Here is a 12,017-nt window from a genome sequence, read left to right on the forward strand (position 1 = left end):
TCCTTTATCCTCGCATATCTAAGAGGGAACCGAGCATCTCGTCTTGTGTACGGATAGCTTGTACATTGGAAGCGGCAATTTTTTCAATGCTGATTTGATCCGTCATCTCTTTGGATAAATCGGTTTGAGATCTTTCACTTCCGTTTGAATCAGCCTGTTTGGTATTAGCCTGTGTCGAGCCGTTTTGCGTTTCGCTTATAGTTGTTTGGCGAGGAACATACCCGTCCGTATTGACATTTGCAACATTCTGAGCATTATTGTTCATATAGACTTGATTGGACATCAAAGAAGAGACGTTTGAGCTTATCATCTAAAGCTCCTTGTATATCAGATAAAGAAAGTATAATCCCGGCTACCTTAAGAGATAGCAGGGAAATCAAATTAGTCCGATCAGTGCAAATCGGCGTTTAGCTTGACCTCTCGGGTTGAGCGGCGTATAAGCAGCTGTCCCGTTGTCGAGTCTTGGCGGTAGTGAATGCCGTTCAATCCGACCAAATCTTTCCCTTTGAAACTGCTTCCGTTCAGCGTCGCACTCGGGTTGGCTTCTTGTATTTTTGCCAATTCTTGCGGATCAACCGCAAATTTGGTTCCGGCTAATACCGCGATTCCCGCATCGACAATACATCCGTCTCCTAATGCGATACCGGTAACCGAGTTGGCTCCCAAAAGGGTATTTTTCCCGATGGTGACAGGAATACCGTCCGTTCCGCTGAGAACTCCGAGGATCGATGCCCCTCCGCCGACGTCTGAGCCGTCACCGACAACGGCAGAACTTGAAATACGCCCTTCAACCATGCTGACTCCGGTCGTTCCCGCATTGAAGTTCACATAGCTCGCACCCGGCATGATGGTTGTTCCTGCATGAAGCTGCGCACCGAAACGAACTTTTGAATCGTCCAATACACGCGTATTATTGGCCGGGATAATATGTTGGAGATAGCGAGGGAATTTATCGACGAAATCGATCTTCGGATATTCGTTGGCAAATTTTAGTTCGATTTCGTTTTCGCGAAGCCACTCAAGTTCGATAGGCTGCCCGTCCGACCAAGCAACGTTGTGAAGTGCACCGAACGCACCGTTAAGATTGAGAGAACGAAGAGCCGCTTTTGATGTTGAGAGGGCGTAGAGTTTCAAGTACGTCCCTTCGACACTTGTGCAGGCCACATCGTTAAACAAAATAACCAGGCGAAATTCGCCTTCGCGCATACCGCGCTCTTTAACTTGGTTGTAAAGCGCTGAGATCATTTGGATATTTTTGTGGGCATCACCGAATGCCTCATCGGCGTACGGAGTAAAAGCGTTCAAGCATCCCTCTAAAAATTTCAACGTTACGGGGATAATGACTTCATCGGCGTTAAAATCGACGACGTATCCTTGTTCTTGGGCACTTTTGATAAAAATAGCCGCACTGCCGAAGTTTTCGTTCCAGTTGATATGCGGATAGGTAGCCTGGAGGATTTTATCGCTGTTGAGTTGACCGAAATCGACACGGCAAATACCGAATGCAAGGGGATTTTTGTATCCTGAAGTGTTTTGAATCTCTTGAACGCATGCTTTGAAAGCCGCTTCGGTCTCTAAAATTTCCATATTGTCTCACTTGGTGTAAAATTAATAGGTAATTTTACCACAATCGCCTATGGATGGGTTGAAGGTTGCGTGTTATACTACGATAAATTATTATTGGAATGTTTATGGAAGAATGGATCACATTATTAAAAGCAAATGATTATCTCGGTATCAAAAAATATCTCAAAAGCGGCGGCAATCCGAATGAGGTGGAAGAGAACGGGGAATCGGTTATCTGTTTTGCTCTGCGCTATCATTGTGATCAAGAAATTATTGATCTTCTCATCGAAAGCGGAGCCGATGTCACTCATACTGATAATGAAGGGGTGAGTGTCTTTGATGTTGCGGTCACCTATAATAATCTTAGTTTGATTGAGCGTTTGATTAAGAGCGGGTTTGATGTGAACCATCCGACACGCCAAAGCGGATTTACCCCATTAATGGGGGCTGTATGCTACGGGCGAACGGAAGTTATTAAAAAACTATTGGAACTTGGGGTAGATGTACATGCGCGGGATGCGTATGGACTCAATGCGATTGATTTTGCCCGTAAAATGCATAAAAAATCTATTTTAGATTTATTGCAGGGAGAAGAAAAGAATGGAACAGATTAAAACCTTTTTGTTGCTCGGATCGCTTAGTGTACTGCTTGTATTTATCGGCGGATATCTTGGCGGGCAGGGGGGAATGGTACTCGCGCTACTTTTTGCGGGAGGGATGAATTTCTATGCCTATTATTTCTCCGATAAGATGATTTTGAAACACTATAATGCCCAAGAAGTCGATCCCCGCGAAGCGCCGATGCTCTATCGGGTCGTTGAGCGGTTGGCGGAACGCGGTTCATTGCCGATGCCGAAAGTTTATATTATACACGATCATATTCCCAATGCATTTGCTACCGGACGCAATCCTGAACATGCTGCGGTTGCGATTACGACAGGATTGCTGGAACTGTTGAATGAAGATGAAATCGAGGGGGTTATGGCGCATGAGCTTTCCCATGTAGGACATCGCGATATTCTGATTGCTACCATAGCGGCGACGATTGCGGGAGCGGTCGCTTTTATCGCCAATATGCTTCAGTTCGGGGCAATGTTCGGGAATCGAAACAATCGTAACGGAAATCCGATATTAATGATCGCTATGGCAATCATCCTCCCGCTGGCGGCGAGTATTATACAGATGACCATCAGCCGTTCACGCGAGTTTATGGCGGATGAGGGTGCGGCACGCTTAACCGGACATCCCGAATGGCTCCAAGATGCTCTGATAAAACTTTCAAATTATAATTTAAGAGGAGAAGTACAGGGGGCTACGCCGGAAAATGCCCATATGTTTATTATTAGCCCGTTTGACGGCAAGAATATTTCATTTGCGAATTTATTTCGCACCCACCCGACGACCGAACAACGACTTGAACGGTTGGAACAGCTCAAAAGAGAGTTTAATACACTTCAGGAACGTAATAAACTTTATGATCGTCATTACGTCTGAGAAAAGATGTTATTCAGATTCGACTTTCAGGGTGAAATGGGGTTTATGCGGCATCTTTTTTTTTGGTTGCTTTAAAAAAGTATGACGATATATTAAGTAAATAATGACACTGATCCCAAGCCCGATAATTAAAAAATTTATTTTACCCATAATCTTCCTCCATCCTTGGCTTAATTATATCGGCAAAATTTTTTAAATGTTTATTTTTATTAGTTTACGATAATTTTATAAGAAATTGTTTTTTTCTCCAAAGCATGGATGAAAAATTGAAAACTTTTATCACACAGTTCTTTATCTTCTGAAGCAACGGAAATTTCAACGATCGGATTTCCGCCGTTAATCATCGGAAGGGATGAAAAATCGACGCTAGGGTCTAATTGATGCATACACTCAATCAGTGTATTTTCCGAGGTTTGAGCAATCAGCGTTTGACGATAAATCGTTTTACCCCGGGGATAAAAGCGGCTTAGGGCTTCATTAACCATCGGATGTGACATTTCGGGAAAACCCGGCATGAAAAAATAGCGTTTCTCGAGATAAAATCCCGACATGTTATTTATGACATTATGGAGCAATTCGGAATTTTTCGGCAGTGCCGCCATATGGATACGGTGCGGGTAGGCTGCATCGCCGAAGCGTTCGATAATATCGGAACAAAACTGTGCATGGGAGACTAAGATACCGTCACTGAAAACATCGGATGCGATCTGACGGGTTAAATCATCGGGGGTAGAACCGATCCCTCCGAAACTGAACATCACCGCATAGGGATCATTTTTAATCATGGAAAATGTATTTCGGATTAAAACGGGATCATCTTTGATAATGAATGAAGCAAAGAGGGTATGCCCCAGCTGCAGCAGAGTATCGCGAAGATACAGAAAATGTTTGTCTTCCCGACGGCCGTTAAGAATTTCAGAACCGATAATGACGGCGTAAAAATGGGGTGTTTTCATGGAAAGATTATAACACGAGAAGATAAAGTAAAATCATAATCCGGTTGACTGGACGTGAGCTCTCTGCTGAAGAGAACTCAGCGTTAGCGTAGCCCGATGGGCTTGGCTCATCGGGCGTATATAATTGAAGCCGTTATTTGAGTTTAGAGAGGATCTCTTTTTCGACGGCATCGATTTTTTGCGTTCCGTCGATGGTGATGTACTTAACCGTCTCATCGGAAGCGGCAACGCCTTTGTAGTAATTGACAAGCGGGCTGGTTTGCTCGTGGTAAACACGGAGACGATCCAGTACGACTTCAGCTTTGTCATCATCACGTTGAACCAAGTCTTCACCGGTTTCATCGTCTTTTCCTTCCACTTTCGGCGGATTGTAGACGATATGATACGTTCGGCCTGATGCGAGGTGTGCGCGTCGTCCTGACATACGCTCTACGATAACGCTGTCGGCAACGTCGATCTCGATTACCGCATCGATCGCTACACCCGCTTCTTTGAGAGCATCGGCTTGAGGAACGGTGCGAGGAAAACCGTCAAGGAGAAAACCGTTTTTGCAGTCATCTTGTGTGATACGCTCTTTAACCAAACCGATAATGATCTCATCGGTTACCAGTTTACCGGCATCCATAAACGATTTTGCCAATGTACCGAGTTCCGTTCCCGCTTTAATAGCGGCGCGGAGCATATCTCCGGTAGAGATTTGCGGAATGTCAAAGGCTTTAGTCAAAAATTGTGCCTGTGTCCCTTTTCCTGCACCCGGAGCACCCAAAAGAATGATTTTCATAATTACTTCCTTACTATAATTGATTTATCGGTCATCGGAATAAAATTCCGGTGAATACTCAGATTTTACTTTCGATAAAGAGTTCCATCTCGTTGACGATGGCGTCGATTGAGCGTTCGCCGTCGATTTTTTTGAGGAGGTTTTTGCTCTCGTAAAAGTTTTGAATATCCGCTAAAGGGTCTGTATAGACTTTCATTCGGTTATTAAAGACTTCTTCTTTATCATCCGCTCCGCGTGAACGACCCAATACACGTTCCCGTGCCACTTCCTCGCTGACGACGACTTCAATGACGCTGACAAGCTCAATATCGGTGTCGTGCGAGAGAAATTTGTCAAGTTCGTTCATTTGTTCTGACGAACGCGGATAGCCGTCAAAAAGAATGATATTGCTCGGGGCATTTTTGATTGCCGTAACAATGGTTTCGATCGCTATTTCAATCGGAACAATCATCCCTTTGCTGATGAAACTGTCAATCAGCTTTCCGCGCTCGCTTCCGCTGGCTACTTCAGCGCGGAGAAGATCTCCGGTAGAGTAGTGAATGATCTCATCGCTGTTGCGTTCCGCAATCATTTCCGCATCGGTTGTTTTCCCTGAACCCGGTGCACCGATGATTAAGAAGAGTTGTTTCATCAATTATTTCACACTTTCACGAAGGCGAATATGAAGTTCACGAAGTTGTGTCAACTCTACAGGACTCGGTGCCTGAGTCATGATACAAGAAGCCTTTTGAGTTTTCGGGAATGCGATAACATCACGGATACTCTCTTTTTTAGACAATAGCATCATGAAACGGTCAAATCCGATCGCAAAACCGCCGTGTGGCGGTGCACCGAATTTCAACGCATCGAGAAGGAAGCCGAATTTCTCTTGCGCTTCTTCTTCGCCGATACCCAAAAGGGTAAATATTTGCTCTTGCAACGCCTGTTTATGGATACGGATCGATCCGCCGCCGAGTTCGGTTCCGTTGAGGACGATGTCATAGGCGATCGATTCGATATCTTCAAGGTGCTCGTGATTCAAATCACGCGGCATGGTGAACGGATGGTGAAGGGCTTTGACACGCCCGTCTTCGATTTCGAACATCGGGAAATCGACAACCCAGACAAACTCGAAGCGGTCTTGGTCAATCAGGTTCATTTTTTCGTGTTCGGCAATAAAGATACGGAAACGTCCCATATAATCCCAAACGGTTTTCTTGTCACCCGCACCGAAGAAGACGACGTCGCCCACTTCCATACCGGTACGCTCTACGAGAAGCTGCAAATCTTCAGGGGCAAAGAATTTTTCCAGCGGTCCTTTAAGGCCGTCTTCTTTCATTTGGAAGTATCCGAGCCCTTTGGCTCCGAACTTGCGGACGTAATCTTCAAAACTTTTCATTTCACGTTTGGAAAATACCAAATCGGCACCCGGAACGCGGAGCGCTTTAATGCGGTTCATTTTCGGGTTAGCGGCGATAGAGGTGAAAATCTCATTGTCGCAGCGTGCGAAAATATCGATTACGTCGATCATTTTCAGGTCATATCGGAGATCGGGTTTGTCTGAACCGTACCATTCCATCGCATCGTTGTATTTGATACGGTTGAACGGTGTATGAACTTCGTGTCCTGCTGCAGCAAACATCCCGGTAATCAGCTCTTCGGCGACACGGATAACGTCTTCTTGGTTACAGAAGCTCATTTCGACGTCGATTTGAGTAAATTCAGGTTGACGGTCGGCACGCAAATCTTCGTCACGGAAACATTTTGCGATTTGGAAATAGCGGTCAAATCCGCCCACCATCAAAAGCTGTTTGAATAATTGGGGAGACTGCGGGAGGGCATAGAACTCACCCTCATGCACACGGCTCGGCACGAGATAGTCACGTGCACCCTCAGGAGTCGATTTGGTCAAAATAGGGGTTTCAACTTCCAAAAATCCGAGACGATCGAGTACGTTACGTGCCGCAATCGCCGCTTTTGAACGGAGCATAAAGGTGTTGTACATGGACGGGTTACGCAGATCCAGGTAGCGATATTTAAGACGGATCTCTTCGCCGACACTGTTGTCACCGATGCCGAAAGGGACAGGTTCAGAGCGGTTTTCAATGATGAGTTCTTCAACAACTACTTCGATTGCTCCGGTTTTAAGACGCGGGTTGACGAGACCTTCACCGCGGTTACGAACGCGTCCGTGGGCGATAAGGACGAATTCGTCACGCACTTCACTGGCAAGTTTGTGGGCATGTGCATTGTCTGCAGGGTCACAAACGAGTTGAATCAGGCCGCTTTTATCGCGCAAATCGATAAAAACAATTCCTCCGTGGTCGCGGTAACTGTTCGCCCAACCGCACAAAATGACATTGTCGCCTACGTTTGCTTCACTTAAATCAGTACAAAAATGACTTCTCAAATCAAAGTCCTTGTGAAAATTTTTTGCAATTATAGCGGGTGGAAACTTTTGGTTTGATAATATGCTGATTAATCTGTGCTGATCCATAATCTACGTGCGGCGGTTTACGTTGGATAAAAATGTTTAATATTACAACAAGGCTACATGCACTATCATGTATGAATAGCTAAATAAAAAGGGGTGCAGATGAGTAGTAAAATCAAAAAAATCGTTAAGAAACAAGTCAAGAATTTGCTCAAAAAAGAGTTAAAACAAGAGATCAAAAAACAAATCAAAAGCTATAAGAAAAAAGAGAAGATAGAAAAGGGTGAAAGAATCGCGACAGAGTAGCCGAGACGGCATATCGGTCGGGAAAATCCAGAAAACTTCTCTCAGCGCTGCTGAGAGCTAATCGTTAGCTTGATGGCGTATCGACAGCAGTGAAGTGAGTGTTGCTTTTGGCGATAGCGCGCGGAATAGGTTGCGTTAACGCCGATTCGTCTTTTTCTCCCGTACGGATACGTTCCACTTCGAGTACCGGAGTGACCCACATTTTTCCTGCACCGTGACCCAGATCCTGTGTATGCGCACGGATCGCTTCCATAGTAATCTCTTTGGTTTTATCATTGGATACGACAATAAGGAGCATGACTTTCGGATACAAGTCGGGCGCATTGTTTTTTTCCGCAATTCCCAAGGAACCTTTTCCGATAACATCGGTAACGGTTACCCCTTCGATTTCGTTATCAAATAGTTCGCGAAGAACATCATTTAGACAGTGTTTATTAAATACGGCAGTAATCTGGACCATTTCGGACCCCTTTTAGTGGTTTGTGATAATGTCATTATAAATTGATTCTTTATGAGCTATTACCGATAAGCTGATTATTTTATAAACAACTCATGCCCAAAACACTGCATATTTTGTTCGCAGCTTCAAGGACGACAAAAATGTCGTTTTTGAACAAGAACGGCACTTGCAATCTAGCCGATAATATCATCCATCAAGGAGCAACAATGGCACGGGACACATTAATCGGCGGAGCGTTATGGGAAGAGTACTCCAGTGAAGTGCAACGGCGGATGAACGATCCAATCAATATGGGTGAAATTACTCAAGAAGAAGCCGATGCGGCCGAGAAACAACTTGTAATTGCCGATTTCGGTGCGGAGAGCTGCGGGGACGCTGTACGGCTTTATTGGATGATCGATCCGAAAAATGATGTTATCATCAAAAGCCGATTTAAAAGTTTCGGTTGCGGAACGGCGATTGCCAGCTCGGATATGATGGCAGAGCTTTGTATGGATAAAACGGTCGACGAAGCTTTGAAAATTACGAATATCGATGTTGAAAAAGCATTGCGTGATCATGAAGATATCCCTGCGGTTCCGGGACAAAAAATGCACTGTTCGGTTATGGCGTATGATGTGATCAAAAAAGCGGCATCGATCTATAAAGGGGTCGATATGAGCGAGTTCGAGACCGAATTTATCGTCTGCGAATGTGCCCGTGTCAGCCTCGATACCCTCAAAGAAGTCATTCGTCTGAACAAACTTGAAACAATTGAACAAATTACCGACTACACCAAAGCGGGCGGATTTTGTAAATCGTGTATCAAACCGGGCGGACATGAGAAAAAAGATGTCTATCTCGTCGATATGCTCTCAGAAATCACTGCAGAGCTTCAAAAAGAGGCAATCAGCAAAAAAATCAAAGAGGCTAAAGGGGATGGAAACTTCAATGCGATGAGTCTGGTTCAAAAACTCCGCAGCATCGAATCGATTCTAGAAGAGTATATCCGTCCGACACTCAAAGCCGACCACGGCGATGTCGAAGTGATCGATCTTAAAGAGACCGAAGAGGGACATGAACTCTACATCCAGTACAAAGGAGAGTGTATGAGCTGTTCGATGAACACAACGACAACGCTTGCCGGTATGCAGGATATGCTCAATTTCAAACTTAAATCCAATTTGCGAGTGATGGTGGTCTAATGTCTGGCGCAACCAAAGAGGGAACCTTCGGGTATCTGAAAAAATTCGGTAAATATTCTAAAGATTTTTACCGTTTTAACGGAGAACTCTTTTTCCCGACACTTGGAATCGGAACCTATAAACCTGAGCCGTATAAAGAGGATAATTATATTATCAACTATGCCGAAGCTATCAAAGCAGCGCTTCGCAACGGAATCAATCTGATCGATACGGCGATAAATTACCGCTATCAGATGTCGGAGAGGGAAATTGCCGAAGCGCTGAATGAGATGTTTGCAAACGGCGAGATCAAACGTGAAGAGGTCATTATCGCTTCCAAAGCAGGTTTTGTCCCCCTCGATTTTCCTTTTCCGAATAATCCGTACGGATGGATTCAGGAGAATATGATCGATAAAGCTCTGGCACTAAAAGAAGAAGTGATTATCGATCAGCACTGTATGTCGCCGGGATTTTTGCGTTGGAGCTGCGAACAGTCATTGAAAAATCTTGAAATCGATACGATTGATATTTTCTTTTTGCATAATCCCGAAACGCAGCTCGGATATGTCGATCAAGAGACGTTTTATGCACGGATAAAGGCGGCATTCGAACTTTTTGAAACCTTGCGCGAAGAGGGGAAAATCGGATCATACGGGGTAGCGGCATGGAACGGATTTTTGTACGAAGAGGATCACACCGAGTATATTTCTCTTGGCAAAATCGTAAAAATCGCAGAGGATGTCGGAGGAGAAAATCACGGGTTTAAATACCTGCAAAGTCCGTTTAATCTGGCTAAACCGCATGCGTACGGCTATACCAATCAGCAATGCGAAGACGGAAAATATTATCCGCTGATGCATGCGTGCATGAAATACGGAATTAGCTATATCGGTTCATCTCCGCTGCTTCAGAAAAATCTTTTTAAGCGGCCGTTTGCTCCGAAAATCGGTGAGTTGATGAATACCTCAGAGCTTAGCGATGTGGCGAGTGCATTACAGTTTGCCCGCTCAGCCGGTGCCATTAGTGCGGTATTCGGAGCCGTGGACCCTTCTCACGTGATCGACAATACAATTTTGGCATATATTCCTGCCGCTTCTTCAGAGGCTATGAATATGTTGATGGGCGACAGCTATGCTGTATGACGTAATTGTAGTCGGGAGCGGCATTTCAGGACTGTATGCGGCGTTGAATGCCCGTCGTGCGGGATTGCATGTCGCACTTGTCTGTAAAAGCAATCCGCTCAGATCTAATTCCGCCGTTGCTTCGGGCGGTATCAATGCCGTATTAAAAACAACCCGCAACGATTCGATACGAGAACATATCGCCGATACGTTAAACGGTGCGGATAAGTTAGGACGTTTCTCGGCAGCCAGCGCAATGGCAGCCGGCGCCGGAGAGATTATTGAAGAGCTTCAATCTTTAGGGGTCAAATTCGATACCGATGAAAACGGTGCTATCGCGCAAAGACCTTTCGGGGGAACAAAAGCAAAGCGGACCTGTTATATCGCCGACCGAACGGGTGCATCGATCACTCAAACGCTCCTCGTACAATGCCGTAAAGAGGGGGTTGAAATATTTCAAAACCATGTAATGCTCTCTATTGCGACGTTTGACGGCAAATTATCGGGAATTACGCTGTTACGGAGACGGGATTCGAATGTCATCGCTTTTGCCTGTAAATCACTTGTATTGGCCGGGGGCGGTTTTGCCGGAATATATCGGGGGCATTCGACGAACTCGCAAGAATCCAGCGGTGATATTCTCGCCATCGCCTTACGGTCTAAAATGCGATTGGTCAATATGGAGTTTGTACAATTCCATCCGACGACTTTGGCCAACAGCGGAACATTGATCAGTGAAGCGGCACGGGGTGAGGGAGCCTATATCGTCGATGAAAACGGAGTCCGTTTTACCGATGAGCTTCAAACCCGTGACAAACTCTCCCGTGATATCGTACGCCATCAGTTGGCAGGGCACACTATCTATCTTGATTTCCGCCATTTAGGGGAAGAACTGATCGATAAAAAACTCCCATCAGCGCGTAAACATGCCCTTAACGGAGCGGGAATCGACATCTGCAGCGAACTTTTGCCTATAACCCCATCGGCTCACTACACGATGGGGGGAATCTGGAGCCGAAACGATACGTCAACGGATATCCCTAATGTATTTGTATGCGGAGAATGTGCCTACAGCGGTGTGCACGGCGCCAACCGATTAGGGGGAAACAGTTTGCTCGAAGCGGCCTATTTTGGTCGTCTAGCGGGAAGCGAAGCGGCAACAGCGGCTAAAAAAGGGGTATTCCACCCGATCGATTATGCAATCGTAGCCAAAGAGCTTCGGTATGTCGAGTCTATTTTAGAGGGTGAAAACCGATTTAATATCAATACGATGCGCCGTAACCTCGGAAACAACCTCTATAATAATGCCGGGGTATTCCGAACACATGACTCTTTGGCCAATGCATTGGAATATGTCCATTATCTGATGAAAATGTCATCCGGATTGTGCTGTATTAACAAAGAACGCAATGACAATGTAGAGCTTTTATCGATCATCGAGTTTCGAAATTCTCTTACCGTCGCCGAAGCGATGGTGATGTCGGCATTGGCGCGTGAAGAGTCACGTGGGAGCCATTATCGCAACGATTTTCCCGAAAAAGATGACAAGAATTATGAGACAAATACTATTATACGCCGTTTGGCAAAAGCGTTTTTACGAATCAGTTTCGAGAGTCACCTCTCTTCGGACTGGTGGGATCGAATACGGCGGCTTTTTCATACCCAAATCGGGTAGTGAATTTATGTAATATTGAATGAATTTTGGCCTATTGCCGAAGTTGACTCAGTATTAAGTCAGCCAATCGGGGTTTGATTCC

Annotated in this window: 13 protein-coding genes; 6 read left to right on the forward strand and 7 right to left on the reverse strand. The window is 45.3% G+C overall.

What is annotated here, in order from left to right; genetic code table 11:
* Positions 1–4: 4 nt before the first annotated feature.
* Together SULKU_RS15125 and SULKU_RS05035 are read right to left on the reverse strand one after the other, a co-directional pair.
* A complete protein-coding gene (locus SULKU_RS15125) occupies positions 5–310 on the reverse strand; it encodes a flagellar basal body rod C-terminal domain-containing protein (protein WP_013459854.1) in 306 nt (101 codons plus the stop codon).
* Between the two features lie 80 nt (positions 311–390).
* Positions 391–1,587: a tetrahydrodipicolinate N-succinyltransferase N-terminal domain-containing protein gene (locus tag SULKU_RS05035; protein WP_013459855.1), complete on the reverse strand. Its 1,197-nt coding sequence runs from the start codon at positions 1,585–1,587 to the stop codon at positions 391–393.
* A 104-nt stretch (positions 1,588–1,691) separates the two neighbouring features.
* Here SULKU_RS05035 and SULKU_RS05040 point away from each other — a divergent pair, with 104 nt between their 5' ends.
* Positions 1,692–2,180 carry an ankyrin repeat domain-containing protein gene (locus SULKU_RS05040; protein WP_013459856.1) on the forward strand — a complete coding sequence of 163 codons (489 nt, stop codon included), beginning with the start codon at positions 1,692–1,694 and terminating at the stop codon, positions 2,178–2,180.
* Positions 2,167–3,060 carry a zinc metalloprotease HtpX gene (htpX, locus tag SULKU_RS05045; protein ID WP_013459857.1) on the forward strand — a complete coding sequence of 298 codons (894 nt, stop codon included), beginning with the start codon at positions 2,167–2,169 and terminating at the stop codon, positions 3,058–3,060. Before SULKU_RS05040 ends, htpX begins: the two co-directional genes overlap by 14 nt.
* A 209-nt stretch (positions 3,061–3,269) precedes the next feature.
* Here the strand turns inward: htpX and SULKU_RS05050 are convergent, their stop codons facing one another.
* The 4 genes from SULKU_RS05050 to aspS form a co-directional block, all read right to left on the reverse strand.
* Positions 3,270–4,016 carry a competence/damage-inducible protein A gene (locus tag SULKU_RS05050; protein WP_013459859.1) on the reverse strand — a complete coding sequence of 249 codons (747 nt, stop codon included), beginning with the start codon at positions 4,014–4,016 and terminating at the stop codon, positions 3,270–3,272.
* 133 nt (positions 4,017–4,149) lie between these two features.
* Entirely contained in the window at positions 4,150–4,797 is a 648-nt protein-coding gene (gene adk / locus SULKU_RS05055) for an adenylate kinase (protein ID WP_013459860.1), read from the reverse strand.
* A gap of 58 nt (positions 4,798–4,855) precedes the next feature.
* A complete protein-coding gene (locus SULKU_RS05060; RefSeq protein WP_013459861.1) occupies positions 4,856–5,428 on the reverse strand; it encodes an adenylate kinase in 573 nt (190 codons plus the stop codon).
* Positions 5,429–5,431: 3 nt separating this feature from the next.
* Complete coding sequence (aspS, locus tag SULKU_RS05065; protein WP_013459862.1) at positions 5,432–7,186, reverse strand: aspartate--tRNA ligase; 1,755 nt, start codon at positions 7,184–7,186, stop codon at positions 5,432–5,434.
* 186 nt (positions 7,187–7,372) lie between these two features.
* On the opposite strand from aspS, the gene SULKU_RS14990 reads away from it, so the two are divergent.
* A complete protein-coding gene (locus SULKU_RS14990) occupies positions 7,373–7,516 on the forward strand; it encodes a hypothetical protein (RefSeq protein ID WP_013459863.1) in 144 nt (47 codons plus the stop codon).
* Between the two features lie 64 nt (positions 7,517–7,580).
* Here SULKU_RS14990 and SULKU_RS05070 read toward each other — a convergent pair whose 3' ends face one another.
* On the reverse strand, positions 7,581–7,976 hold the full coding sequence (locus SULKU_RS05070; RefSeq protein ID WP_013459864.1) for a P-II family nitrogen regulator: 396 nt from the start codon (positions 7,974–7,976) through the stop codon (positions 7,581–7,583).
* Between the two features lie 206 nt (positions 7,977–8,182).
* Between SULKU_RS05070 and SULKU_RS05075 the strand changes: the two genes are divergently transcribed.
* Genes SULKU_RS05075 through SULKU_RS05085 form a run of 3 tightly spaced genes read left to right on the forward strand, consistent with a single transcriptional unit; the run spans position 8,183 to position 11,935 of the window.
* Positions 8,183–9,160: an iron-sulfur cluster assembly scaffold protein NifU gene (locus tag SULKU_RS05075; protein WP_041666744.1), complete on the forward strand. Its 978-nt coding sequence runs from the start codon at positions 8,183–8,185 to the stop codon at positions 9,158–9,160.
* Positions 9,160–10,281, forward strand: a complete 1,122-nt coding sequence (locus tag SULKU_RS05080) for an aldo/keto reductase (protein ID WP_013459866.1) — start codon at positions 9,160–9,162, stop codon at positions 10,279–10,281. The genes SULKU_RS05075 and SULKU_RS05080 overlap by 1 nt, the downstream gene beginning before the upstream one ends.
* Positions 10,271–11,935 (forward strand): FAD-dependent oxidoreductase, encoded by a 1,665-nt coding sequence (locus tag SULKU_RS05085; protein ID WP_013459867.1) that lies wholly within the window; start codon positions 10,271–10,273, stop codon positions 11,933–11,935. The genes SULKU_RS05080 and SULKU_RS05085 overlap by 11 nt, the downstream gene beginning before the upstream one ends.
* The last annotated feature ends 82 nt before the right edge of the window (positions 11,936–12,017 follow it).

The organism is Sulfuricurvum kujiense DSM 16994 (genome assembly GCF_000183725.1).
In the GTDB taxonomy this organism is placed as follows: Bacteria; Campylobacterota; Campylobacteria; order Campylobacterales; family Sulfurimonadaceae; genus Sulfuricurvum; species Sulfuricurvum kujiense.

What these genes read in the sequence shown, in the direction of transcription:
- SULKU_RS15125 (WP_013459854.1), bottom strand. Translation starts at nt 310, where the DNA reads ATGATAAGCTCAAACGTCTCTTCTTTGATGTCCAATCAAGTCTATATG.
- SULKU_RS05035 (WP_013459855.1), bottom strand. Translation starts at nt 1,587, where the DNA reads ATGGAAATTTTAGAGACCGAAGCGGCTTTCAAAGCATGCGTTCAAGAG.
- SULKU_RS05040 (WP_013459856.1), top strand. Translation starts at nt 1,692, where the DNA reads ATGGAAGAATGGATCACATTATTAAAAGCAAATGATTATCTCGGTATC.
- htpX (WP_013459857.1), top strand. Translation starts at nt 2,167, where the DNA reads ATGGAACAGATTAAAACCTTTTTGTTGCTCGGATCGCTTAGTGTACTG.
- SULKU_RS05050 (WP_013459859.1), bottom strand. Translation starts at nt 4,016, where the DNA reads ATGAAAACACCCCATTTTTACGCCGTCATTATCGGTTCTGAAATTCTT.
- adk (WP_013459860.1), bottom strand. Translation starts at nt 4,797, where the DNA reads ATGAAAATCATTCTTTTGGGTGCTCCGGGTGCAGGAAAAGGGACACAG.
- SULKU_RS05060 (WP_013459861.1), bottom strand. Translation starts at nt 5,428, where the DNA reads ATGAAACAACTCTTCTTAATCATCGGTGCACCGGGTTCAGGGAAAACA.
- SULKU_RS14990 (WP_013459863.1), top strand. Translation starts at nt 7,373, where the DNA reads ATGAGTAGTAAAATCAAAAAAATCGTTAAGAAACAAGTCAAGAATTTG.
- SULKU_RS05070 (WP_013459864.1), bottom strand. Translation starts at nt 7,976, where the DNA reads ATGGTCCAGATTACTGCCGTATTTAATAAACACTGTCTAAATGATGTT.
- SULKU_RS05075 (WP_041666744.1), top strand. Translation starts at nt 8,183, where the DNA reads ATGGCACGGGACACATTAATCGGCGGAGCGTTATGGGAAGAGTACTCC.
- SULKU_RS05080 (WP_013459866.1), top strand. Translation starts at nt 9,160, where the DNA reads ATGTCTGGCGCAACCAAAGAGGGAACCTTCGGGTATCTGAAAAAATTC.
- SULKU_RS05085 (WP_013459867.1), top strand. Translation starts at nt 10,271, where the DNA reads ATGCTGTATGACGTAATTGTAGTCGGGAGCGGCATTTCAGGACTGTAT.